23 protein-coding genes are annotated in these 25,884 nt (G+C 45.3%); 15 read left to right on the top strand and 8 right to left on the bottom strand.

The genetic code is table 11. From position 1 onward, the window contains the following. The first annotated feature begins 33 nt into the window (after window positions 1-33). Window positions 34-1,437: an aspartate aminotransferase family protein gene (locus N646_RS18800; RefSeq protein WP_017819816.1), complete on the top strand. Its 1,404-nt coding sequence runs from the start codon at window positions 34-36 to the stop codon at window positions 1,435-1,437. Between the two features lie 172 nt (window positions 1,438-1,609). Next, window positions 1,610-2,131 (top strand): DUF2058 domain-containing protein, encoded by a 522-nt coding sequence (locus tag N646_RS18795; protein ID WP_017819814.1) that lies wholly within the window; start codon window positions 1,610-1,612, stop codon window positions 2,129-2,131. Window positions 2,132-2,223: 92 nt separating this feature from the next. Here N646_RS18795 and N646_RS18790 read toward each other — a convergent pair whose 3' ends face one another. The 3 genes from N646_RS18790 to N646_RS18780 form a co-directional block, all read right to left on the bottom strand. After that, the gene (locus tag N646_RS18790) at window positions 2,224-2,838 is read right to left on the bottom strand and encodes a LysE family translocator (RefSeq protein WP_017633575.1); all 615 of its coding nucleotides are present in this window, start codon (window positions 2,836-2,838) and stop codon (window positions 2,224-2,226) included. Between the two features lie 77 nt (window positions 2,839-2,915). Beyond that, entirely contained in the window at window positions 2,916-3,308 is a 393-nt protein-coding gene (locus tag N646_RS18785) for a ribosome recycling factor family protein (RefSeq protein WP_017819813.1), read from the bottom strand. 19 nt (window positions 3,309-3,327) lie between these two features. Continuing rightward, window positions 3,328-4,197, bottom strand: a complete 870-nt coding sequence (locus tag N646_RS18780; RefSeq protein WP_005373812.1) for a LysR family transcriptional regulator — start codon at window positions 4,195-4,197, stop codon at window positions 3,328-3,330. Between the two features lie 105 nt (window positions 4,198-4,302). Here N646_RS18780 and N646_RS18775 point away from each other — a divergent pair, with 105 nt between their 5' ends. After that, window positions 4,303-5,559 (top strand): adenylosuccinate synthase, encoded by a 1,257-nt coding sequence (locus N646_RS18775; RefSeq protein WP_017819812.1) that lies wholly within the window; start codon window positions 4,303-4,305, stop codon window positions 5,557-5,559. 370 nt (window positions 5,560-5,929) lie between these two features. After that, window positions 5,930-6,994 (top strand): L-asparaginase 2, encoded by a 1,065-nt coding sequence (ansB, locus tag N646_RS18770; RefSeq protein WP_017819810.1) that lies wholly within the window; start codon window positions 5,930-5,932, stop codon window positions 6,992-6,994. Between the two features lie 76 nt (window positions 6,995-7,070). Here ansB and ppsR read toward each other — a convergent pair whose 3' ends face one another. Continuing rightward, the gene (gene ppsR / locus N646_RS18765) at window positions 7,071-7,907 is read right to left on the bottom strand and encodes a posphoenolpyruvate synthetase regulatory kinase/phosphorylase PpsR (RefSeq protein ID WP_005373820.1); all 837 of its coding nucleotides are present in this window, start codon (window positions 7,905-7,907) and stop codon (window positions 7,071-7,073) included. 251 nt (window positions 7,908-8,158) lie between these two features. On the opposite strand from ppsR, the gene ppsA reads away from it, so the two are divergent. From ppsA to tyrS, 4 genes are all read left to right on the top strand, one after another. Next, on the top strand, window positions 8,159-10,531 hold the full coding sequence (gene ppsA / locus N646_RS18760; RefSeq protein WP_005373822.1) for a phosphoenolpyruvate synthase: 2,373 nt from the start codon (window positions 8,159-8,161) through the stop codon (window positions 10,529-10,531). 170 nt (window positions 10,532-10,701) lie between these two features. Further along, window positions 10,702-11,481 carry a lipid-binding SYLF domain-containing protein gene (locus N646_RS18755; protein WP_005373824.1) on the top strand — a complete coding sequence of 260 codons (780 nt, stop codon included), beginning with the start codon at window positions 10,702-10,704 and terminating at the stop codon, window positions 11,479-11,481. A 193-nt stretch (window positions 11,482-11,674) separates the two neighbouring features. Then, entirely contained in the window at window positions 11,675-12,481 is an 807-nt protein-coding gene (locus N646_RS18750) for a response regulator transcription factor (protein WP_021707696.1), read from the top strand. A gap of 82 nt (window positions 12,482-12,563) precedes the next feature. Then, complete coding sequence (gene tyrS, locus N646_RS18745) at window positions 12,564-13,823, top strand: tyrosine--tRNA ligase (RefSeq protein WP_017819809.1); 1,260 nt, start codon at window positions 12,564-12,566, stop codon at window positions 13,821-13,823. Window positions 13,824-13,929: 106 nt separating this feature from the next. Here the strand turns inward: tyrS and N646_RS18740 are convergent, their stop codons facing one another. Continuing rightward, window positions 13,930-14,964, bottom strand: a complete 1,035-nt coding sequence (locus N646_RS18740) for an ABC transporter substrate-binding protein (RefSeq protein WP_017819808.1) — start codon at window positions 14,962-14,964, stop codon at window positions 13,930-13,932. 137 nt (window positions 14,965-15,101) lie between these two features. Further along, complete coding sequence (locus N646_RS18735; protein WP_017819807.1) at window positions 15,102-15,461, bottom strand: DUF6559 family protein; 360 nt, start codon at window positions 15,459-15,461, stop codon at window positions 15,102-15,104. A gap of 167 nt (window positions 15,462-15,628) precedes the next feature. Between N646_RS18735 and N646_RS18730 the strand changes: the two genes are divergently transcribed. Then, the gene (locus tag N646_RS18730) at window positions 15,629-15,883 is read left to right on the top strand and encodes a hypothetical protein (RefSeq protein WP_017819806.1); all 255 of its coding nucleotides are present in this window, start codon (window positions 15,629-15,631) and stop codon (window positions 15,881-15,883) included. Between the two features lie 101 nt (window positions 15,884-15,984). Here N646_RS18730 and N646_RS18725 read toward each other — a convergent pair whose 3' ends face one another. Next, window positions 15,985-18,393, bottom strand: coding sequence for a beta-mannosidase (locus tag N646_RS18725; protein ID WP_017819805.1), 2,409 nt, complete (start codon window positions 18,391-18,393; stop codon window positions 15,985-15,987). Between the two features lie 302 nt (window positions 18,394-18,695). On the opposite strand from N646_RS18725, the gene N646_RS18720 reads away from it, so the two are divergent. Beyond that, window positions 18,696-20,282, top strand: a complete 1,587-nt coding sequence (locus tag N646_RS18720) for a BCCT family transporter (protein WP_017819804.1) — start codon at window positions 18,696-18,698, stop codon at window positions 20,280-20,282. Window positions 20,283-20,344: 62 nt separating this feature from the next. On the opposite strand, the gene N646_RS18715 is transcribed toward N646_RS18720, so the two are convergent. Then, a complete protein-coding gene (locus N646_RS18715; protein WP_017819803.1) occupies window positions 20,345-21,073 on the bottom strand; it encodes a UTRA domain-containing protein in 729 nt (242 codons plus the stop codon). Window positions 21,074-21,283: 210 nt separating this feature from the next. Between N646_RS18715 and N646_RS18710 the strand changes: the two genes are divergently transcribed. Genes N646_RS18710 through N646_RS18690 form a run of 5 tightly spaced genes read left to right on the top strand, consistent with a single transcriptional unit; the run spans window position 21,284 to window position 25,882 of the window. Further along, window positions 21,284-22,351 (top strand): ABC transporter substrate-binding protein, encoded by a 1,068-nt coding sequence (locus N646_RS18710; protein WP_005373851.1) that lies wholly within the window; start codon window positions 21,284-21,286, stop codon window positions 22,349-22,351. A 12-nt stretch (window positions 22,352-22,363) separates the two neighbouring features. Then, window positions 22,364-23,188 (top strand): alkaline phosphatase family protein, encoded by an 825-nt coding sequence (locus N646_RS18705; protein WP_017819802.1) that lies wholly within the window; start codon window positions 22,364-22,366, stop codon window positions 23,186-23,188. After that, window positions 23,185-24,075 (top strand): ABC transporter permease, encoded by an 891-nt coding sequence (locus tag N646_RS18700; protein ID WP_017633568.1) that lies wholly within the window; start codon window positions 23,185-23,187, stop codon window positions 24,073-24,075. The genes N646_RS18705 and N646_RS18700 overlap by 4 nt, the downstream gene beginning before the upstream one ends. Before the next feature lie 2 nt (window positions 24,076-24,077). Further along, a complete protein-coding gene (locus N646_RS18695; protein WP_005373859.1) occupies window positions 24,078-24,866 on the top strand; it encodes an ABC transporter permease in 789 nt (262 codons plus the stop codon). Next, window positions 24,863-25,882 carry an ABC transporter ATP-binding protein gene (locus tag N646_RS18690; protein WP_005373862.1) on the top strand — a complete coding sequence of 340 codons (1,020 nt, stop codon included), beginning with the start codon at window positions 24,863-24,865 and terminating at the stop codon, window positions 25,880-25,882. The genes N646_RS18695 and N646_RS18690 overlap by 4 nt, the downstream gene beginning before the upstream one ends. The last annotated feature ends 2 nt before the right edge of the window (window positions 25,883-25,884 follow it).

The following is a 25,884-nucleotide window of genomic DNA, read 5'->3' as shown; positions in this document are numbered from 1 at the left end:
ATATGGATATCCAATTATTCGAGGAGAAGGATCATGAGTAACAAAACCCAACAACTTTTAGAGATCGATCGTCAGAGAGTATTTCATGCCTCAACCCACCTGAAGCAGTATGCGGCCGGGGAGCTTCCGGGAAGAATTATCTCGAGCGGAAGCGGAATACGCATCACCGATTCAGAAGGCATCGAGCTGATAGACGGCTTTGCCGGGTTGTATTGTGTAAACATTGGCTATGGCAGGACCGAAATGGCCGATGCGATTTATGAGCAAGCCAAAGAACTGGCGTACTACCACACTTACGTCGGCCATACGAACGAAGCGCTCGTGACACTGTCAGATCGCATCATCAAAATGGCGCCTGAAGGCATGAGCAAAGTTTACTACGGCATGTCAGGCAGCGACGCGAACGAAACTCAACTTAAGTTGGTGTGGTATTACAACAATGCTCGTGGTCTACCAGAGAAGAAAAAAATCATTTCGCGTGACCGCGGCTACCATGGTTCAAGTATCGCGTCCGGTTCACTGACAGGTTTACCGTTGTTCCACGCCCATTTTGATTTACCACTTGAGCGTATCAAACACACCATCGCGCCATATTATTATCGCCGTGAAGACGAGAGTATGTCTGAGCTTGAATTCTCTCAATATTGCGCAGATCAACTCGAAGCGATGATCTTGGAAGAAGGCCCAGAAACGGTAGCAGCAATGATTGCGGAACCAGTGCTCGGTACTGGCGGTATTGTGCCACCACCAGCAGGGTACTGGCAGGCGATTCGCAAAGTACTCGACAAATACGATGTACTCTTGATTGCGGATGAAGTGGTGTGTGGCTTTGGTCGCCTCGGCTCCGATTTTGGCTCACTCCACTACGACATGAAACCAGATCTCATCACGGTAGCGAAAGGGTTAACCTCAGCGTATCAACCGCTGTCTGGCGTGATCGTCGGTGAACGAGTTTGGAGTGTGCTAGAAAACGGCACCGACCAATGGGGTGCTATCGGACACGGTTATACCTACTCTGGTCACCCAATGGGAGCGGCAGCCGCGAACTGCAACCTCGATATCATTGAACGTGAAGGCCTGGTGCAAAACGCAGCCGAAGTCGGCGCTTACTTGCAGCAACGCATGGCGGAGACGTTTAACGATCATCCATTGGTCGGTGATACTCGTGGCGTTGGCTTGTTGCATGCGTTGGAGTTTTCTTCAGACAAGCTCCGCCGTGCACACTTTGATCCAAACTTGAAAGTAGGCCCGCAAATCGCGGCGGCCTGTTTAGAGCAAGGCTTAATCGCTCGCGCCATGCCACATGGTGACATCCTCGGATTTGCTCCACCGCTTATCGCGAACCGTAACGATATAGACACCATTGTCGACAAAGCGCATCAAGCGGTAAACAAAGTGATGGATAACCTCGTCACATCTAAACAGTGGCAGCCATAACCCACCTAGATTTCAGTAATGCTCGCGGGCTTTGGAGAAGGCCCGCTTTGCACTTTCCATTAAAGAGACAACAAGCCAACCAAACATTTTAGACCCATAGAAAGCACTATTATTTACTACAAGTGGCAATAGTGGGTAAAATGCCCAAAATTGCGCACTAACTGGATGAAACATGGCAAAACTTACCCTTCAAGAACAAATGCTGAAAGCTGGCTTAGTTAATGAAAAGAAACTAAAGAAAGCGAAGAAAGGCTCAAAAAAATCACGCGTTCAAGCACGCGAAGTAAAAGCGGCGGTTGAAGAGAATAAACGCCAACAGTTAGAGCGTGATAAACAATTGAGCGAGCAACAAAATGCTGAGCGATTAAATAAAGAGATCAAAGCGCAGATCAATCAATTGATTGAGATGAACAAGATCGACTTAAAAGATGGCGACATCAAATACAACTTCACTCACGGTACGCTAGTGAAATCACTTTATGTAGATTCACTTATCCGCGAGCAGTTGATCAAAGGTATTTTGGCAATCGCAATTGTTGGTGAAAGCTATGTTGTCATTCCACATGGAGTAGCGAATAAAATTGCTCAACGTGATGAGTCCGTCATCATCGAACAGAAAGAAGCAGAATCTGACATTCCAGCAGAAGACGATCCATACGCAGATTTCGTCGTGCCTGACGATTTGATGTGGTAACAATAAATAATCGATGCATCAACGAAAAGAGCCGCTGATGTAACATCAGCGGCTCTTTTTATAGAAAAATAATCTACAGAGATGATGTGTTGTTATTGCTTACTTAGTAGCAAATTCGCACCTGATGCTGCTAAAAACAACGAACATCCGCGATTGAAACGTTTCGCCATTTTTGGATTTGAAAACCAGTGTCTCAAGTACAAACCAAAGATGGCATAGATTGAAATGGCGACCATTTCTAATATCAAAAACGTGGAGCCAAGGGCAAAAAACTGCTCTTGAACGTTGGCATTGGCATCAACAAATTGCGGCAAGAATGCAGTAAAAATAAGTATCGCTTTCGGGTTGCCAGCAGCAAGCGTAAATTCTTGCTTCGCAAGTCCTGCGTAATTGCGCGAATTGTCCAAGTCAGAGATCGGGCTGGACTCTGAACGCCAAAGGTTGAACGCAATCCACAGTAGATACAGCGCCCCTACCAGCTTTATTGCCAAAAATAGCATTTCTGACGTATACAAAATCACAGCCAGACCTGATGCAGACAACGCAATCATCGCTGAAAAAGCAGCAATTCTGCCTAAACTGGCCGTAAACGCGGCCCTAAAGCCGTAACAACGAGCATTATTCATTGCCAATAAATTGTTTGGGCCTGGAGCCATATTTAGAGCAAAGCAAGCAGGGATAAAAAGGAGAAGCTGCCAAATATCCATAATAAAATGGTCTTAGTGAGTGATTTTGATCGGTACCCTAACATCTGTTAATAAAGTGAGTAAACCACAAACCGATCTTAAAGCAACTCAGCATCAAATCGTGCCGTGCGAGCTTGAACTAACGTGCAGTTCGTTTCAGCCATCAGCTCCGCTAAGGTGATGTTTGGGTTTTGTCTCACCAAACGTATCAACTTCACGTCCAAAGGTTCCAATTTGTCTTGGTGAGCAAGTAGAGCTTGTTCGATCTTGTTGATCGCAAATCGCATCGTCTCTGCTTCTTCGTTTTTGAGATGCTCTAAAAACGCTTTTACATCCAAAGCCTCGCCTGAGATTTGCCAATGACGAGATCGTCTAATTCGCTTAAGATCGCACTGTTTTTCTGCTGCGAGTGTTTTCGCTCGCTTGGCATGGTCGCCCCCAATACGGTGAATCAAGGATGGGAGCGAAATCGTAATCTTCGTCTCTTTCATGGCCTTTTCTTTCATCGCCTTAGCCCTCAACCACCGACACATTCTCGCCAACCCAAGCCAACAACTGTTTTGCCGCTTTGGATAACACCTGATTTTGACGCACGATGTAGCCGAAATCAGTGTTTGGAAAACTTGGCAAAGGCGTAACTTCTCGAGAAAGCTTTAATCTCGGATCGAGCGAAAAATCCGGCACAATAGCAGTCCCAAACCCCGCTTCCGCCCAGTCGATTTGTGCTTCCACACTGCCCACTTCCATCACGCGATGCTTAGGCAGATTTAGTTCAGGTAAAGACGCATCAATCAGCTCTCGGGTTCGAGTATCGTGCCCTAGCAGGATCAGCGTCTGGCTCTCTTTTCGATTGTCTTGCCACTCAAAAATGTTATCGCCAAACGCACACCAGTGAATTTGCGTGAGAGGCGTAAAATGCAGCGGTTGACTCTCTTTTTGTGCGATAACAAAGCCGATATCGGCACGCGCACTTTTCACCAAATCCACCGCTTGAGAAGATGTGGTATTGAACAATGCCAAGTCGATCCCCGGATATTCACTTTTGAATTGCTGAAATGGTTTGATAAGCAGTAAACGTGAAACAATATCGCTCGCCGCAATAGAAAGCGTCCCCTGCGTAAGATCGTTGATGGCATTGAGATCCGACTGACAAATTTGCAGCTCATTAAGCATCCGCTGCGCCGTAGCTAACAAACGCTTCCCCGCTTGCGTCAACTGCACGGGATTTCGCTCAATCAATTTCGTGCGCGTGGCTTGCTCCAACTGCTTGATATGCAAACTTACGTTCGGCTGCGTCATGTGCAGTTCCGTCGCTGTTTTACCAAAGTGTTTTACCTCTGCAAGAGTTACGAAGGTTCGCAGCCAGTTCAAATCTAACATTGCCAATTCCGATATGAAATTCTTATCAAGTTAATGAGTATAATTAATTTCTCTTATTATGGCGAACACCTTAAGATTTTTGCATCTGTTTTTGGAGATTAAATTATGTCGTCTATCGTTGTTGTGGGTGCAAACTGGGGTGATGAAGGCAAAGGCCGCATCGTTGACTTTTTGGCAGAGCAAGCTTCTGCGAGCATTCGTTTCCAAGGTGGTAACAACGCGGGTCACACCGTGGTTAACGATCTAGGTACGTTTAAGCTGCACCAGCTACCAAGTGGCGTATTCAACCCAGACTGTTTGGCAGTGTTAGGTCCGGGTATGGTTATCAGCCCTGCGTTGCTGTCTCAGGAGATTGCGGAAGTTGAAGAAGCGGGCGTAAAAGTGAATATGTGCATCTCTGATCGCGCAACACTGTGTCTACCTCTACACGCACTAGAAGATACGCTAGAAGAACAACGTTTAGGCGACAAAGCATACGGTTCAACTCGTCAAGGTATTGCACCTGCTTACGGTGACCGCGTAATGAAGAAAGGCATCCTAGTTGGTTGGTTGAAGCAACCAGAAGTATTGGTTGAACGCCTTCAATTCATGATGGATTGGAAACTGCCGCAACTGCGTGCACTTTACCCGACGTTCGAGTTTGAACAAACCGCTGAAGAACTGGCGAACTGGCTGCTAGAAGTCTCTGCACCTTGGCGCGATTCAATTTGCAACGTAACGCTTCCTCTAAAAGAACTACAAGCGAAAGACAAAACTCTATTGTTCGAAGCACAGCTTGGCGCAGGTCGTGACCTTGTTTACGGTGAGTATCCTTGGACAACATCTTCTAACGTTGTATCAATGTACGCGGGTATCGGCAGTGGTCTTCCGGCACTTCGCCCTGAGCGCGTTATTGCGGTTGCAAAAGCATTCAGCTCATCAGTAGGTACTGGTACGTTGATCACTGCAATGGAAGAGCAAGATGCTTTCCGCGAACTTGCAGGCGAGTTCGGTGCAACTACAGGTCGTCCACGCGATATGGGCTACTTCGACGCAGTCGCTACTAAGAATGGTGTTGAACTGCAAGCAGCAACTGAAATTGCGCTAACTAAAGTAGACTGTTTGACTGGCCTTAACGATCTGAAAATCTGTGTTGGCTACGAAGGCGACCACAACGAAAACCCAATCTGGCCTCAAACTGCCTCTCTTGCACCAATCTACGAGAAGATGGAAAGCTGGAGCGAGGACATCACTGGTTGTCGTAAGTTTGAAGAGCTTCCAGTAGCAGCACAGAAATACGTTCTACGCATTGAGGAACTCATGGGCGTACCAGTAAAAATGGTGTCTGTGGGTCCTGGTCGTGAACAAATGATTATGCGATAAGATGTGAATTAACACATCATTGGCAAGCGGCTTTTATCTGTTCCGGGGTAAAGCCGCTTTTTTTTACACTGTAAACTTTGGAAAATTGCACGGCTAAATTCATGTTTAGTAACCTCATCACGAGACTCCTACCTCCTTTATTTATAAATCAATAAATTATAGGGCTTAACACGTTGTGCACGTTACTAGCACATCTCACTTGTTAAAGAAGCACGTCAATTAGGTTAACTGGTTGATTTGATATTCTTTAAGTGATTAGTTGATCACGATCTTCATCTGCAATTTGTTGAACTAGTACTCAAAAAATCTAACCCACTGTTTTTAGGATAGATGAGTTCCCCAACATCCAACCTAACAGCAGGTGATTCCCATGACGAAAAATCTTTTCCGCCTCAGTACGATAACCCTTGGTTTGTGCCTTAGTTCTTTGTCTTTCGCGCAATCCGAACTTCCGAACATTAAAATTCTTGCCACTGGCGGCACCATAGCAGGCGCAGGTCAATCTGCAACAGAGTCAAACTACACAGCAGGTAAAGTCGGCGTTGAATCATTGATTTCTGCGGTGCCGAGTATGACCAACATTGCCGATATTTCTGGAGAGCAAGTGGTCAGTATCGGTTCACAAGATATGAATGATGAAGTGTGGCTAAAATTATCGAAAAGAGTTAATGAGCTACTCGCTCAAGATGATGTTGACGGCATCGTCATTACTCATGGTACGGATACGTTAGAGGAAACCGCTTACTTCCTTGATCTGACCGTCAAGAGCAAAAAGCCTGTCGTGATCGTCGGTGCAATGCGTCCTTCCACCGCAATGAGTGCTGATGGACCAGTCAACTTATACAATGCAGTCGTAACAGCCACCGATGAAGATTCAGAAGGACGTGGCGTGCTAGTCGCAATGAATGACACGATTTTCGATGCGCGAGATGTGACAAAAACCAATACAACCTCCGTCAGCACTTTCCAGTCACCCAACTTTGGTGCTATCGGCTACATTCATAATAGCGATGCCAAATATCAACGAAGCCCAGAGCGTAAACATACGACAGAAACCCCATTCGATGTATCAAAGCTTACTAAGTTGCCTAAGGTCGGTATTGTTTATAACTATGCAAATGCCTCCAATTTGCCAGTGAAAGCCTTTGTGGATGCGAAGTTTGACGGCATCGTAAGTGCTGGTGTCGGTAATGGTAACTTGTACCACACTGTGTTTGATGAGCTAGAGAAAGCGAGTAAAGATGGCGTTGTTGTTGTAAGAAGCTCCCGAACGCCTAGCGGCTCAACCACTTTGGATGCTGAAATTGATGACGAAAAATACGGCTTTGTTGCCGCTGGTACATTGAACCCACAAAAAGCACGTATCTTACTGATGCTGTCACTGACTCAGACCAAAAACTATCAAGACATCCAAAAGATGTTCCAATACTATTAATTCTGTCTAAGGTTCATTCGATAGAGGAGGTACACACCTTACCTCCTCTTACACATAGCGACATGAGCGTCTCTTGTTAGCCAAACAAGCGACGCTTCATTCCTGCTTTTTCCAGAATACGCGTAGTAATTTCCTCAACAGACAGAGAGGACGTATTGATATATGGGATCGCCTCTCTTCTAAACAACGCCTCAACAGTGTCTAGCTCCAGCTTGCACTGCTCTGTGCTAGCGTAATCACTTCCAGACAAACGATTTTCACGGATTTCAGTCAAGCGCTCGGGATCAATAGTCAGCCCGAACAACTTATGACGATGGATCTCAAATTCAGGCAACAAACGCATCATCTTCACATCTTCCGCAATGAACGGATAGTTCACAACACGTAAACCAAATTGCATCGCCATGTACAAGCTAGTCGGCGTTTTTCCGCTGCGCGATACTCCCAGCAGGATAATATCGGCTTGTTCCAACCCTTTTAGCGTGATGCCATCATCATGCGCCAATGTGTATTCAATAGCCGCAATACGGTCAAAATAGGTGTCGGAATCTTTCCCCACACTGCGAGAACGCTGCAACTTAGGCTTTGGTGCCATCTGAATGTCGTCTTGCACTTTCTGCACAATACTCTCCAACACATCGTAACTGTATGCCGGCGCTTCAAGCAGCATTTCACGTACTTCTGGAACGACAATTGAGAAAAAGACCAGAGGTTTGACGCCATTGCGCTGGTAGGAAGTTTCAATTTCTTTGACTACGTCAGTAGCTTTGTCCTGGCTTTCTACAAACGGAAAGGTTTTTTCGTTAGGAATGAACGGAAATTGACCGAGAACAACATGCCCTAATGTCTCACATGTTATCGCCGTACCGTCAGAAACATAGAATACATCACGACTTTGGTTATTTATTTGCATTTCTGTTTAATTTTTCAAAATCTTTTGAGTAGGATGGTACACATAATATTAATAAATCAGTTTGGCTTTCAGTTAGGTTCACCACAGCTTTAAAAATTCTTTTGAATTTTTTTCAGCCAGAACGTAATCGTTTGCCTTTGATATCAATCTAAATGAAGCAATGTATGGTCAACGTGTAATAACAGCCAACATGCGATTGTTTAGATCGATTTAAGTCCCCCTACTAAGCTGCAATGTTTCTGGAGAAAGACATGCAAAAGAACACCCTCTGGTTCAATGGCCTATCCATGGATGATGTCGACAAAGTCGGCGGTAAGAATGCTTCACTTGGCGAAATGGTTTCTAACCTAGCAAACGCAGGCGTTTCTGTACCAAATGGTTTTGCGACAACCTCATACGCGTTTAACCAATTCCTTGACCACGAAGGTTTGGATGAGCGTATTCACCAATTACTCGATGAACTAGACGTTGAAGATGTAGAAGCTCTGCGTAAGACAGGTGCAAACATTCGTCAATGGGTATTAGAGGCCCCTTTCCCTGCGGACCTTGAACAAGAAATTCGTGAAAATTACCAAGAACTGATCGAAGGCAATCCTGAGCTTTCAGTCGCAGTTCGTTCATCTGCTACGGCAGAAGACCTACCTGATGCTTCTTTTGCTGGTCAGCAAGAAACGTTTTTGAACGTGAAAGGCATCGACGCAGTACTAGAAGCAACTAAGCACGTTTACGCTTCTCTATTTAACGACCGTGCGATTTCTTACCGCGTTCACCAAGGGTTCGACCACCGTGGCATCTCGCTATCTGCGGGTATCCAACGTATGGTGCGTTCAGATAAAGCCTCGTCGGGTGTTATGTTTACACTAGACACTGAATCGGGTTTCGACCAAGTTGTCTTCATCACCTCTTCATGGGGTCTAGGCGAGATGGTCGTTCAAGGTGCAGTAAACCCTGACGAGTTCTACGTTCACAAGCCAATGCTTGAAGCAGGCGAACACCCAATCGTTAAGAAAACATTTGGTTCTAAGTTGATCAAAATGATCTACTCAGATAACCAAGAAATCGGCAAACAAGTTGATATCGTTGATACTTCTGATGAAGAGCGCAACACGTTCTCATTGAACGACGACGAGATCAAAGAGCTCGCAAAGCAAGCAATGATCATCGAAAAGCACTATCAGCGTCCAATGGACATTGAATGGGCAAAAGATGGCATTGATGGCAAGCTGTACATTGTTCAAGCGCGTCCTGAAACCGTATGTTCGCAAACGGAACAAAATGTGATTGAGCGCTACGAACTACAAAACAAAGCAGATGTTTTGGTTGAAGGTCGTGCAATCGGTCAGCGCATCGGTAAAGGCGTGGTTCGCTTGGTTGACTCTCTGGACCAAATGTCTCTAGTCCAAGAAGGTGACGTGCTAGTTACAGACATGACTGACCCAGATTGGGAACCAGTGATGAAAAAAGCATCTGCAATCGTAACCAACCGTGGTGGCCGTACTTGCCACGCTGCCATCATCGCTCGTGAGCTTGGTATTCCTGCGATCGTTGGCTGTGGCGATGCGACAAGCAAGTTAACCGATGGTGCAACCGTGACCGTATCTTGTTCTGAAGGTGAAACGGGCTACGTTTACCAAGGTGAACTTGAGTTTGACGTAAAACGCTCTTCTGTTGATGAACTGCCACTGCTACCAACAAAAGTGATGATGAACGTGGGTAACCCTGATCGCGCGTTTGACTTCGCACAAATTCCAAATGAAGGTGTTGGTCTTGCTCGTCTTGAATTCATCATCAATAAGATGATTGGTATCCACCCGAAAGCATTACTTAACTTTGATGCACAAAGCGATGAGCTAAAAGCAGAAATCACTCAGCGTATTCGTGGTTACAAAGATCCTATCGATTTCTACGTAAGCAAACTGACAGAAGGTATCGCAACCATTGCTGCGGCATTTTGGCCGAAACGCGTTATTGTTCGTATGTCTGACTTTAAGTCTAACGAATACAGCAACTTGGTTGGCGGTAAAGCCTACGAACCGCATGAAGAAAACCCAATGCTGGGCTTCCGTGGCGCGTCTCGTTACATTTCTCCAGTGTTTGAAGACTGCTTCGAGCTAGAAACTCAAGCAATCAAACGCGTTCGTAACGAAATGGGTCTGAAAAACGTTGAAATCATGATCCCATTTGTGCGTACACCAAGCGAAGCAGCATCAGTGATTGATTTGCTAGCGAAGTTTGATCTGCGCCGTGGCGATCAGGGTCTTAAAGTCATCATGATGTGCGAACTGCCATCCAACGCGGTCCTTGCCGATGAGTTCTTGAAGTACTTTGATGGCTTCTCGATTGGCTCAAACGACATGACTCAGCTAACGCTTGGTCTTGACCGTGACTCTGGCGATGTCGCACATCTATTTGATGAGCGCAACCCAGCGGTTAAGGTGATGCTTCAGATGGCGATTGATGCGGCAACAAAAGCAGGCAAATACGTTGGTATTTGTGGTCAAGGCCCATCAGACCACGACGACCTAGCGGAATGGCTAATGGATCAAGGTATTAGCTCTGTATCACTAAACCCAGATACGGTTATCGATACTTGGTTAAAACTCGGTAAAGTTAGCAGCAAGTAACACACGATAAACTCTAGCCCTCACACTCCCCTTGTGAGGGCTTTGTTATTCACACGTCATTTCACAATCAGTTCGTGATTCCTCTCTCAAGTTCGTCATTTAGTCAATTTCATTATCAAAGTCTGATGACCTAAAATGAATGGTATATCGATAACTCCAGAGAGAATTTGATGAAAAAGCCTATCGCACTCCTTACTACATTGATGCTCCTGGCATCCCCTGCTTATGCCGATTGGGATGAAATTTCCAATAAAATGTCTGAGCTTGGCGACGCAGTTTCTGATACTGCCCAAGATGCTTGGGACGACACCAAAGCGTTTTCAAAACAAGCGTGGCAAGATTTCACGAATTGGTCCGAGGAAGCGATCAATACCGCAGGCGAATGGACAGAAGCCAGCATCGAGAAAAGCAAAGAATGGATAGATGCTGCCGACAAAAAAATTGATGAGCTGATGGAAGGCGATACGCCAGAAGAAGCTCGCCAAGCCGTGGACTTAATGGCAGATAGCGCTTTGCTCAAGTTATTTAATGAAAAGCCGGAGGCAAAAGCTATTTACGACAACGCGTACGGCTACGCGGTCTTTGATTCTCGTAAATTATCTTTGCTGTTTCACACCAACTCAGGGTCAGGAGTCGCAGTGAATAAGGAAACAGAAGAACGCACTTATATGAATATGTTTGGTTTGGGCGTTGCACTTGGGGCTGGCGGCAAATTTTACCAACAAGTGGTTCTGTTTGAGAGCAAAGAAGACTTTGATACGTTCGTCAACGAAGGATGGGAGGCCACAAGTGAAGCCTCTGCTGTTGCGGGCGAAGATTCAGAGCAACTTTCAAAACAATTTAACAGCGGCGTCGCCGTCTATCAGCTGAACGCTAAAGGTTTGCTCATCGATGCTAACGTGTCTGGTTCTAAATATTGGGTTAATGAAGAGCTCACTAACTCGCAGTAATGCATAGCAACTAATTGCTTAAATAAAACCGTTGTTATGCACCCTTATCAATAAGTTAACGGGGCTATGATTCCTCAAAACTGAGCACTTACGCAACTTTCTCTATGGAAGTCACCAGAAGATGGCGACTTCCCTTTCTCGTTGGATTGCTTTTGGTTATGCTTGCGCAAAACCACCTGCAATTCGGTATCCCATGCCTGACAATAACTTTAATAATCTGCTAGCAGAAGCAATTTCTGCTCTTAACACGCCTAACTTTACTCCTAAACTTATGCGTGTCATTCGCACTCTTTTTCATTTTGATTGCGCAGTTATTTTAGGTTACCGAGAAGGTAAACACCCTATTTATCTCTACGACTCAATTGAGAACGAGCGAGAGTTACTTTTTCAACGCTACCTTACTGACTCATTTCAAAATGACCCTTTTTTTCTCAAACTAAACGAGACAAAGCAACAAGGCGTATTTACGCTCAAAGACGTGGCGCGTAAAGGCGTTGACTTCACCTCATACTGCGAGCAGTTCTATCATCAAACAGGGTGGAAAGACGAGCTTAGCATGCTAGTCGAAGTTGAATCTGGCCGTTGGGTCATGCTGTACTTCGGATATATGACTGATGGAAAATACTTTTCTCAGCAACAAATAAATAAGCTAAAGCCCTATTTCCCGATAATTCAGTCGCTTTGTCAGCAGCATTGGAAACAAACGGAATTTACCTTTTCTGAGCCTGTTTTTGCACAGAGTGCTTATTCTGGCAGTATGCGATTAGCCATTGAGCAAGCTTTAGCAACGTTTGGCGTAGAATCACTCACCCGTCGCGAACAAGAGGTGGCTTCGCTTCTCGCTCAAGGGTTTGACACCAAAGAAATTGCCGCGCGGTTACACTTAGTTCAAGGCACGGTCAAAAATCATCGAAAGCGAATTTACTCGCAATTAAATGTGTCTTCATTGAGTGAGTTATTCCAGCTTTTCCTCAATCACCTCATTCTCCATTCAAGATAAAAAACTGTCCCTTAAGGGATATATCGAGAAAAGGTGTCGCGTTTTAGTCTGAATGTAACAACCACTAAAACAGACAAAAAGAATGACGACACCATTACTGCAAGATTTACAAGATCGCGGCTTGATTGCACAAGCCAGCGATTTGGAAGAAATTCAGACACTTCTCTCACAGCCACAAACCGTTTACTGCGGCTTCGATCCTACAGCTGGCAGCTTACATATCGGCCACCTCGTGCCTTTGATTATGCTTAAGCGCTTTCAAGATGCCGGACACCAAGCTGTTGCCTTGATTGGCGGTGCAACGGGCATGATTGGCGACCCAAGCTTTAAAGCGACTGAGCGCAGTCTGAACTCAGAAGAAATCGTCTCAGGCTGGGTTAACGATCTTTCTAATCAAATTCAGCAGTTGATGAACCACCAACTGACCAAGCCGATGATCATGGTGAACAATGCTGACTGGATGAAAGCGATCAATGTGATCGACTTCTTTCGCGATGTGGGTAAGCACTTCTCGATCAATACTATGGTCAACCGAGAATCGGTAAAACAACGCCTGCAACGACCTGACCAAGGTATCTCCTTCACCGAATTTAGCTACGCCCTACTGCAATCGTACGATTTTGCCGAGCTAAACCGTCGATACGGTTGCCGTTTGCAAATCGGTGGCAATGACCAATGGGGAAACATCGTCAGCGGGATCGATTTAACTCGCCGTCAAAATGGTGAGCAAGTATTTGGCTTAACTCTGCCGCTGATCACCAAATCCGATGGCACCAAATTTGGCAAAACCGAAGGCGGCGCAGTGTGGCTAGATCCTAGCAAGACCTCTCCTTACGCGTTCTACCAGTTCTGGCTTGGCGCAGAAGACGCCGACGTTTACCACTTCTTGCGTTACTACACATTCTTGAGCTGCGAAGAAATTGCCAGCATTGAAGCGCAAGACCAAGCAAGCCAAAGCAAGCCACAAGCACAACGTATTCTCGCTGAAGAAATGACGCGATTTGTTCATGGCGAAGACGGCCTCGCCAGTGCCGAGCGCATCACTCAAGCTTTATTCAGCGGTAATGTGCAACAGCTGAGTTTGGGTGAATTAAAACAATTGGAGTTGGATGGTTTACCAAGCATTGAGAGCGCACAGCAAGATTTGGTTGAGCTGTTGATTGAGTCGGGCTTAGCAAGTTCGAAGCGTGTTGCACGCGAACACATCAGCAACAACGCCATCAGTGTAAACGGTGAAAAAGTGTCGGCTGATAACCCAAGTTTGAGCTTCCCACTGTTTGATCAATATTGGTTACTGCAACGCGGTAAAAAGCACTTCTGCCTCGTGAAGCGTGCCGCGTAGTAACACTCGCAGTACAAAGCCCATAAAAAATTCCCCTCACCGCTTTCGTGATGAGGGGAATTCAAATTTGAACGATTTTAAGCCTAACAATAGGCAAAGGCGTTGCTTATTGCGTTCTTAAACGTTGCCAGTACTTTTCGTAAATCGCTAACGTTTCTGCGCCAACATCATTAATAAACTCGCCTTTTTTCATGTCTTCTGATGAAGGGAAAATAGTACGGTTATTTTTCAACTCTTCTGGCAATTTGTCACGCCCAGCGTTCGTTGCCGACGCATAACCCAAACTGGTCACGATTTCCGCTTGGTTCTCTGATTGGTACATGAAGTTAATAAATTTATGCGCCAATGCTTTGTTTTTACTGCCAGACGGAATAGTGAAGTTGTCCATCCACAATACCGCGCCCTCTTCCGGCATCACGAACTTCAGCTCAGGCATTTCAACCTGTCCTTGGAATGCGTTGCCGTTCCATTGCATGCCGACCGATGTTTCACCGGACACGTAAGGGACTTGCGGCGCATCTGAGTTATACAGTAATACGTTGTTTTTCAGCGCTACTAGAGAATCAAAAGCCTGCTCGATTTCAGCTTCGTCTTTTGTATTCACGCTATGACCATTTTTCTTCAACGCCATACCGAACACATCGCGAACGTCATCAATCAGCATGACTTGTTGTTCGTATTGAGACTCCCATAAGTCTGCCCATTTGGTCACTGGGTGCTCAACCATGGATTCGTTGTAGCTGATCCCGGTAATGCCCCAAATATAAGGCAGCGAGTAATCATTTTTAGGATCGTGCGCTTGGCCAAGTAAACCGTCCATTGTGTCTTGCATGTTTGGCACTTGAGCGTGATCTATTTTCGAAAGCAGCCCTTCTCGCCCCATTTTTTCAATGAAGTACGCAGAAGCAAAAACCACATCGTAGCCAGAACCTTTTAGCAATTTTAGCTTGGTGTACATTGATTCATTATTCTCAAAGGTCGAATAATTAATCGTAACGCCTTCTTGTTTTTCAAACGCTTTTAACGATGCTTCCGGCAAATAGCCACCCCATGCATAAACGTTCAACGTTTTGCTATCTGCATGAGCAAACATGCTGAGCACAAGAGCACTCAGCCCCAATCCTTTGATGATTAATTTCATGGTATGCAATCCAACCAGTCCAGCGACGCGCTGGGATTCGGGTGCATAATTAGGTAATTGTTACCCAATTGAAAGAAAATTTAATTAATCTTTAACAGCAAAAATATTTATCGAATTTATAAAATTAACGCATGTTTTTAATAGCGACTGTGCATACCAAAATGATGAGACATTCCATCTTCCATTCGGCCGCCTTTCCAGCCACCAGAGCCGAGTAAATTAAGCACATCTTGAGCGGTATAGTCGGCACCAGAAAAGAAATCATGCGCCACGTCTGAGCGTATTGCTTGCAACTCTGGTTGATTTTCCAAATCAAGATCTTGCGGATCCGCATATAATGCCAACGCAATTTTTTGTTGGCACGCGCTTAACTCACTGGTGCTCGTCTTTACCTGACCAACCGAAAAATACTCACGACTGCCGTATCCCACCACCAATCTGGTACTCATTAGTTTAATCACTTTCTTAATGCGACGACGTTGTATAAATCTCAACATGTTTTGTTATTCCTGTATTAAGTTGGCTATGGTCGTATTCTTTTGTTCGAATTAAAACACTCTGTTTTATCCGCGAAATTTCTCTAGCGCTTTTCGCGATGATCGGTTGTATAATACGATCCTGAAATATTTTGTTACGTTACCTCGGTAACCCCTGAGACTGCAACATGAACAACAGCAGATGGGTCGGCTTTATAGGCGGCACGATTGTCTTACTTAGTACCTTTATCCTCTTCGGATCTTCCGTCCACTCTGCTTGGTACCGAATCCCTGCGGAAGCCATTCATGGTATCGCCTTCACTTTGGCTTTTGGTTTAGGGTTAAACAGCCTGCTGGCGTACGCGACGGCAGTGATTACTCTTGCTGCACTATTCTACATTGGCTTTGTCGTTAGCTATCGGGTCCATCAGAAACTTAAATAGTCTTCTGTCTCAACCTGAGCTTAATAACGGATACTTGGTAACTAAAAAGGGAGCAAACGCTCCCTTTTTAGTTGTCAGCATGTAGATGTTCTATGCCCGCTTTAATCATTAAGGTGGTATACCCTCAACGACTGCTGCATACCTGAAACATGATCACCTAAATACTCAACCGTCATTGGAACCTTGGCCAACAGAGTAAAACTGGAGTCACTGAACCTTCCATCAGCATCACTCTCCAAATGAACAAAAAACGCAGGCTTATCCGCAATCAATGTAATTCGCCTCCCTTCAATAGAGACATCTATATTGGCTTTCGCTATCGGCAAGGTTTTTAGCTCGTGAGTACTAAACCATGTGTTGCTTATTCTGTCTTCACCGATTTGCGCTTCAACATAGAAGAAGCCTGACGTAAGTTCATCCTTCTCGATCAATTCATCCAACTGCCACAAAATCGTATTGCTGTCTGCTATGACTGTTTGTTCTAAGCTCCAACATTGCTTTTCTTCCCCTTGCCAATCTAACCACTTGAGCAATGCGTTGACGCTTGCGGACTCTTTCGCATCATTGAGCAAATGTAGGCTCAACTCGCCTGTATGCTCGGAAAATACCAAATACTGCGGCGCAAAAAAGCGTTTTGCATGGTAGTGCAACTGCTTCCATCTACCACTGTATTCCAAACTAGACCAAGAACTGACAGGCCAATTGTCGTTGAGTTGCCAGTACAGCATGCCGCGACAAACTGGAGAAATGGCACGCCAATGATCGCATGCAGTTTTGATCGCGATTGCCTGCTGAACTTGACTTAAATACAGCATGTTCTCAAATCCAGAGGGAAAACGAAAATAGCGCGTGAACATCTCTGTAATAATACTATTACCACGAGGGTTCTTCTGATGTTGTTCGAAAGTTGGGGATGTAATATTCCAGTCTTGCTCAGGGACAAACCGCTTAACTTCAGCAAAAGATGGCCAAGATTGAAAACCAAACTCAGAGCAAAAACGAGGATTCACGTCAACGTAGGCACTGAATGATTTTCCTGAATGCCAAACGTCCCAAAAGTGCATATCGCCTTTACTATCATCATGCCACGCATCACCGAAATCCAGTTCACCATTACATGGGGAACTTGGCCAGAAACGGCGAGTGCTATCTTGCTCGGTAATCTCCTTCTCAATCATGCGGTTGAGGCGATCGTAGTTTACCGTGTATTTGACTTTGCTGCGCTTAGATTCGTCATACCAACCAATAGCTCCAATCACTTCATTGTCACCACACCAAAGTGCGATTGATGGGTGCTCCTTGAGCCTCGGGATTTGGAATCTAAGTTCTTCTTCTACCTCTTTTAAAAACTCGTCGTTTGATGGGTACAACGAGCAGGCGAACATCATGTCTTGCCACACCAACAAGCCAAGTTCATCACAAAGGTTATAAAAGGTTTCAGTCTCGTACTGACCACCGCCCCATACGCGAATCATGTTCATGTTGGCATCAACCGCACTTTGCAAAAGGTTGCGATAACGTGTTTCGCACTCTCGCCCCGGCATTGCGTCAATAGGGATCCAGTTGGCACCTTTAGCATTAATCGGTACGCCATTGACGATAAATTCCATTGCAGAGCCGTGCTCATCAGCTTGATTATTTAGAGTTAACTGACGCAAACCAATGTTGTGCGTTAACTTTTGCTCTCTGCAATAAATGGTAATGGGATAGAGATACGCTTCGCCATAACCCGATGGCCCCCAGCGTTGAGGCTCCAAAATGTGGAACTGGCAATGATAGTGACCACTTCCTTTTGTTTGAATACATTGACGCTCACCATTAAATTCAACCATCATTTCATGGCGTTGACTGTCCGTTTCCACTTCAACTACTACATCAAGAAACACACTCCCATCGGCTTGCCATTGCTGCTCTGTCGAGAAGCCTTTGAGCCAAAGCTCATTCACAATGTCGATTTGAATGGGGTCGTAAATACCCGATACCATCAAGCAAATGCCCCAGTCCCATCCGGAATGGCATTGTGTTTTGCGGATCAAGTTCATGTGTGGAATTTGGTTGTTGCCCATTGCCGATGGAATAGGAAATGGCAGTTTTTTTGCTCTTGCGATACCTTCTAAATCCACCCGAGCAAACTCAACCCGAATCGTGTTAGTACCTTGCTTTAAATGCGGTTTAATATCCACACGTTGCTGGGTAAACATGTTGCTGCAAGTTAGTGCTAACTCACCATTAACATAGAAGGTTGCCAAGGTATCGACACGAGTTAGCGTCATCCAAATTTGCTTGGCAGACAACGTAAACGCGTCGACGTCAAACTCACGTGAGATATGCCACTCACACTCTTCAATCCATCGAACTTTGTTTTCATTATCGGCAAAATAAGGATCTGGAATCTGCTCTGCTTGTAAAAGCGCCGACACATTATCGCCCGGAATAAACATTGGAATTTCAAGATTGGGACGCTGTGGCGAGGTAAGCATCCACTGCCCGTTAAGTTCGAAGTGAGCCATCGAGTTAAACCTTAGCTTGGGAAAAACATGTTTCTCAATGTAATCCTGATAAACCCATGCAAAAATAAGGGAAATGTTAATTACATACGAAATGCGGTGCATTTCACGTAAAAACTCTTTCTTTTGATCTCTACCCAAAAATCAGCAACTTGGCTAACCTGTTAAAAATTAATCGAAATCTAAGGTTATATTTGCAACTTCGACATGTTAACATCATCGGCTTTTTGAACATCCTCACACTTTTCGTTGAAACGATGTGAGGGGAAATGCACGGCTTCATAGCCCTAAAAAGCGAAGTAATTATGTCAAATATGACGAATGCCGCCTCCCACACAGCGCCTATTCAGGATGCTGACTATTCTGCTATTCATCCCCCATCTTTACTCAAGCGCCTCGAACTCACCAATCCTGTCTTTTGGTTAAGTGGTAGCTTCCTCACTCTATTCGTTTTACTTGCTCTAACGAATACCGACTTTCTAACCGCAATGGTTAACACCGGCTTCGGCTTTGCTACTAAATATTTCGGAGCTTACTGGCAAGTACTGCTTCTTCTGAATTTCCTAATTGGTTTGGCTCTTGCGTTTGGTCGCACTGGTTATGTGCGCCTAGGTGGTCTAGCGAAACCTGATATTGATAACTTTAAGTGGTTGTCAATCGTACTCTGTACTCTACTTGCAGGTGGTGGTGTGTTCTGGGCCGCAGCTGAGCCTATCGCGCACTTTGTGACTGCTCCGCCTCTATACGGGGAAGCCTCACCGAAAACTGCCGCAATCAATGCCCTATCTCAGTCTTTTATGCACTGGGGCTTCTTAGCTTGGGCGATCCTTGGTGGTCTATCTTCCATTGTCTTAATGCACTTGCATTACGATAAAGGCCTGCCTCTTAAGCCGCGTACTCTGCTTTACCCTGTGTTTGGTGATAAAGCCATTAAAGGCTGGATTGGTGATGTTGCTGACGCATGTAGCATCATTGCAGTAGCAGCAGGAACCATCGGTCCTATCGGCTTCTTAGGTTTACAAATTAGCTACGCGCTAAACTCATTGTTTGGCCTGCCAGATACGTTCGTAACGCAAAGTATGGTTATTATGGCGGCGATCCTGATGTATACCCTTTCCGCACTGAGCGGTTTGAGCAAGGGTATTCAAATCGTCAGTCGTTACAACATCATTTTGTCTGTACTATTAATTGGTTACATCCTGTTCTTCGGGCCGACAAGCTTTATCGTTGATGGCTACGTGCAAGGCGTTGGTCGTATGGTGGATAACTTCTTCCCTATGGCACTTTACCGTGGTGATACAGGCTGGCTAAGTTGGTGGACAGTATTCTTCTGGGGTTGGTTTATCGGTTATGGCCCAATGATGGCGATCTTTATTGCTCGTATCTCTCGTGGTCGTACAATTCGCCAATTAATCATGTCTATTAGCATCGCGGCACCGCTGATTACTTGCTTCTGGTTTAGTATCGTTGGTGGCAGTGGCCTTGCGTTTGAACTTGATAACCCTGGTTTGATTTCATCTGCGTTTGAAGGCTTTAACTTGCCTGCAGCACTGCTAGCGATTACTGGTGAATTACCTTACCCAATGATCATTTCGGTTCTGTTCCTGATCTTAACGACAACATTTATCGTGACGACGGGTGACTCGATGACTTACACAATCAGTGTAGTGATGACGGGCTCAACAGAACCAAACGCAGTGATTCGCTCGTTCTGGGGTCTGATTATGGGTATTGTCGCTATTGCGCTCATCTCAATGGGCTCTGGTGGTATTTCTGCATTGCAGTCTTTCATTGTGATTACCGCCGTGCCTGTGTCTTTCATTTTGCTGCCAAGCATTTGGAAAGCACCCGGCATTGCAAGCAGAATGGCGAAAGAGCAAGGCCTCGTTTAAACCGCCTCTCTAACCAATATGCGAAAAAGAGCCCTTCATTGGGCTCTTTTTAATTCTGCGCTTTATCCTACGCTATCAATGCGAATCATCACTGCGTCTGGACGCCAATACTCGAATTCGCAGTCCATTAAATGCCCATCTTGTTTGTAGTTTACCCGCCGAATTTTCAGAACGGGTTGTCCTTCAACTAGGTTCAACGCCTTAGCGACATGAGCAGGAGCTGACGTGGGAATCACATCAAAACGAGAGCGCTTTGTCTCGTAACCATACTTCTCACGATAAATGCCCGTCAGGGACATGGTGAGGTTCTCAGACAATATACCCTCAAACAGTGCCGCTTTGAGCACGTTCTCAACAAACAATACCGCTCGCCCATCAATAAAACGTAACCGTTCAATTACATAAATTGGGGTAATTAGCTCCACCTCTAACGATTTGGCATACTCACCTGCGGCCATTTCACTTCGCACGTTGAGTAACTTAGTTTCTGCAATACGATGCTGCTCTCGAATCATCTGATGGAAGTGAGAACGAGACAACGGGTTGTAACAGATACGCTCAGGAGATACATACCAACCCCGGCGCTCTTCTCGATAAATAAGACCTTCAGTTTCTAAAGACACCAACGCATCTTTGATAGTGATTCGAGTTGTAGAAAACAGCTCACTGAGCTCTCTCTCTGACGGCAGTTTTTGTCCTTCCGACATGATGCCGGAAAGAATCTGCTGTTTTAAGCTGCTTCTAATTTTTCCTAATTGGGTACCAAATTGTCCGGTGCCTGTCGCTCTCATTCTGATCTAGTCCAACGATAATTTGACGAATAACATAAGGCGTTTACGTAACAAAAATATGACATTAATCAACAGAACACATACTGAACGTATGAAATATAAGTGCCATATAAAATCAGCAAAACTGTCAAATTACTTGCGCTAAATCGTCACATTCCATCCATAGCATACAAAGCGAACTTACTGACCTAGTCCAGAAGGATGGAGACAATGAAAACTTTGCTAAGTCGTTCAATTACCGCACCAGCGGCAATCATTGCGGTAACGCTCGCTACGCCAACAGTAGCGAAAGAAGCCGATATTGAATCTTTGGTAGCAGCAGCACAAAAAGAAGGGGCGGTTTACAGTGTGGGTATGCCTGACAGTTGGGCAAACTGGAAAGACACTTGGGCTGATTTAAAGTCAAATTACAACCTTAAGCACCAAGACACGGATATGAGCTCGGCTCAAGAAATCGCAAAATTCGAAGCTGAGAAGAAAAACGCGACCGCAGACATTGGTGACGTAGGCTTTGCCTTCGCACGTGTAGCGGTTAAAAAAGGCGTCACTCAGCCATATAAACCAACAACTTGGAATGACATCCCAGATTGGGCAAAAGACGAAGATGGTCATTGGGCACTTGCCTACACTGGCACTATTTCTTTTATCTCCAACAATAACCTCGTAAAAGACGCGCCAAAAACGTGGGATGACCTATTAAAAGGCGACTACAAAGTGACCGTAGGTGACGTAGGCGTAGCAGCACAGGCAAACAACGCGGTTCTCGCCGCAGCGTTCGCCAACGGTGGGGACGAATCCAACCTCAAGCCTGCGCTCAAATTCTTTTCAGAACTCGCGAAGCAAGGTCGTCTTTCATTTACCGATCCGAACATCGCCAACCTAGAAAAAGGCGAAGTTGAAGTGGCGATCATGTGGGACTTCAATGCATTGAACTACCGCGACAAAATTGACCGCGACCGCTTTACAGTGAGCATTCCTCAAGATGGCTCTGTGATTTCTGGTTATACAACCATAATCAATAAATACGCGAAGAACCCTAATGCAGCAAAGCTTGCTCGTGAATACATCTTCAGCGATCAAGGGCAAATCAACTTAGCAGAAGGTTATGCGCGTCCAATCCGCACCAACATCACACTGCCTCAAGCAGTGCAAGACAAGCTAATTGCTAATGACCAATACAGCAATGTTCACCCAGTGACTGACTTCTCAGCTTGGGAAAAGTCCGCACGTAAGCTGCCACGTCAATGGCAAGAAAGTGTCTTAATCCACCAGCAATAAGAGTAAGTCGTTATGAGCAATAAGGTCATCCTTGTTGTTCTAGATGGACTGAACTATCAGGTAGCCCGTGATTGCATGGGCTACCTCAATGGTCTTCTAGAACAACGTCGTTCCCAACAAGAAACTCGCGCAACGCTTTATCCTGTGCAGTGTGAGCTGCCCTCTATGTCTCGCCCACTTTATGAGTGCATTTTAACGGGCGTTCGCCCTGTAGAAAGCGGCATCGTAAACAACAATATCGTTCGTCTATCCAAACACGATTCCATTTTCAGTTTGGCAAAAGCCCAAGGAAAAGTGACCGCTGCGGCTGCCTACCACTGGGTAAGTGAGCTTTATAATCGCGCGCCATTTGAACCTGTTCGCGATCGTTTCACGCATGATGAAACCCTGAATATCCAGCACGGCTGCTTTTACCATTGGGATCATTATCCTGATGAAGCCTTGTTCCTGGACGCAGAGTATTTACGTCGAAACTATCAACCTGATTTCTTATTGATCCATCCGATGAATATCGACGATACAGGACATAAGTTTGGCCTAGACTCTCGCCAATACCGCAATTGTGTGCGAGGTGCAGACATTATTCTTTCCAACTACATCGATCAATGGCTTGCTGATGGGTATCAAATCATTGTGACCAGCGATCATGGCATGAACAACGATCTTTCTCACGGTGGGATTTTACCTGAAGAGCGAGAAGTTCCCCTGTTTGTCATTGGTGATAAGTTTACCCATCAAGATTGTCATATTAAGCAAACTGATATTTGTGGCACCGTTTGTCAATTGCTAAACCTTGACCACACGAAGCCATACACTCAGGAATTGTTAGCACTATGAGCAGTTCAGTCCTCTCCCCAAGCTCCAGCGAATCACGTTCAAATTTGGCAAGTACTTGGTTAAAGCGCTTTAAGCCAGCCATTTGGTTGGCGCCTTTCGCACTGTTTTTCTATCTATTTCAACTCGCACCGATGATTTGGGTACTGTTAAACAGCTTTATCTACGATGGCGAGTTTGCCTTCGATAACTACATTGAAGTGCTCGACTCCGCCTTTATGATGCAGGCGTTTGGCAACAGTTTGTGGTTAGCTGTATGGTCGAGCATTTTTGGCTTAGCCATTGCGACTCTGTTGGTCTCTTCTCTGCGCAGAGTCGATTCTAAAGTCCGCGACGGTGTGATTGCGTTTACGAACATGAGCAGCAACTTTGCAGGCGTACCTCTGTCATTCGCTTTTATTATTATTTTGGGCACCAATGGGGCGATTACCCTTTTGCTCAAGCAGTATGGCTTACTCGGTGATTTCGACCTTTATGGTAAATGGGGCCTGCTGGCCATTTACATCTACTTCCAAATCCCGCTGGCGGTATTGTTGCTCTACCCTGCGTTCGACGCGTTGAGTGATGATTGGCAAGCTGCTGCTGCGCTACTGGGAGCCAAAACATCACAGTATTGGGCGAAAATCGCGCTGCCAGTGCTCTCACCAGCCTTATTCGGTACCTTTATTATCTTAATAGCCAACGCAATTGGCGCTTATGCGAGTGTTTATGCGCTGACCTCCGGTAACTATAACGTCATCACAATTAGAATTGCGAGTCTGGTATCGGGAGACCTGTTCCTTGAACCTAATCTCGCCGCTGCAATTTCGGTGATTCTAATGGCGTTACTTGCCTTTATCACAGTGATTAACCAATGGCTCATTTCGAAAAGCTATGCAGGTAGGAAGTAGTCATGAACAACGTTAATACTCGATTCCATAAAACGGTGGTTTATTCCATTGTTGGGATCATGCTCATCCCGATTTTAGCGACCTTTGTCTATTCGCTTTCATCACGCTGGGGCGCCACGGTGCTTCCAGATGGTTTCACTTTTGATTGGTACGTTAAATTGCTGACCGACCCACGCTTTTTGCAAGCGTTTGGGCGTTCGCTGTTTATTTGTATTGCTTCGCTAACCCTCAGTGTGATTCTAGTTCTGCCAGCGATATTCGTGGTGTTTTACTACTTTCCAAGGCTCGATAAGCTCATGAACGTATTGATTTTGCTACCATTCGCTGTACCACCAGTGGTGTCCTCCGTCGGCTTGCTTCAACTTTATGCTGACAGTGAAATCTCCCTTATCGGTACTCCTTGGATTCTAGTAGGTACTTACTTCACCATCGCGTTACCGTTCATGTATCGTGCGATTTCTAATAGCTTCGAAGCAATTAACCTTAACGATTTAATGGACGCTGCACACTTGCTAGGAGCAAGCACAACCAAAGCGTTTTTGATGGTCATTTTACCTAACCTCAAAAAAGGACTGATGGCATCGCTTTTCCTTTCATTTTCATTTCTATTGGGAGAGTTTGTGTTCGCCAATATTTTAGTCGGCACACGTTATGAAACCCTGCAAATCTACTTGTATAACATGCGTCAGACGAGCGGCCACTTTACGTCTGCCTTAGTGATGACCTACTTCCTATTTATTTTTTTACTGACTTGGTTGGCAAGTCGTTTCAGCCGAGGAGTCAAACAATGAGCTACGTAACAGCGAAAAATCTAACTAAACGTTTTGGTGATAACACCGTATTTGAGGATATTCACTTTAACATCGAGCAAGGTGAATTCATTACGCTTTTGGGCCCTAGCGGTTGTGGTAAATCGACACTACTTCGCAGCCTTGCTGGGCTTAACCCTGTCGATGGAGGCGAGATTTGGGTAAACGGAGAAGATATCACGCATCAAGTCCCGCAAGAGCGTGGTATTGGGATGGTCTTTCAATCGTATGCGCTGTTTCCCAATATGACCGTCGAAGGCAACATTGCATTTGGCTTAAAAATGAAAAAGCTTGCGAATGATGATATTCGACGTGAAGTGGCTAAAGTCATCAAACTGGTGGATCTGGCAGGTAAAGAAAAACACTATCCGCATCAACTTTCTGGCGGTCAGCGCCAGCGTGTCGCACTCGCTCGAGCGTTGGTGGTGAAACCTCGCATATTATTGCTTGATGAGCCACTTTCTGCGCTTGATGCCAAAATACGCAAACACCTTCGTCAGCAAATCCGAGACATTCAGAAAGAGATGAATCTCACCACTATCTTCGTAACTCATGACCAAGAAGAGGCGATGATTATGTCTGATCGTATCTTCCTAATGAGTAAAGGGGAAATTGTTCAAGCAGGAACACCTGAAGAAATTTATACTCATCCTGCTAACGAGTTTGTGGCCGGTTTCATGGGGCACTACAACCTTGTAGAGGCCAATAAAGCCAAGCAACTCTTCAACATTGATACCGAATGGAAAGTAGCGATTCGCCCAGAGTCTATATATGTAAAAGAGCAAGGTCGTCAATATGATAGCCACATCTCAGCGCCACAAGTAGGTACGATCACCAACCACCAGCTTCTAGGTAATGTTATTCGCTATCAAGTGAACGTTGAAGAGTGTGAGCTCACTGTTGACTTGCTTAACCGCTCTTCAGAACGCTTACTAGCGAATGGCAGCCAACTAGAGCTACTCTTTAACCTAAACGAAATTCAACCAGTGAGAGCCTAAAC

The sequence above is a fragment of the Vibrio alginolyticus NBRC 15630 = ATCC 17749 genome (genome assembly GCF_000354175.2).
Lineage (GTDB): Bacteria > Pseudomonadota > Gammaproteobacteria > Enterobacterales > Vibrionaceae > Vibrio > Vibrio alginolyticus.
Note: the sequence above shows the minus strand (reverse complement) of the source record. Positions and strands in the feature narration are given on the sequence as shown.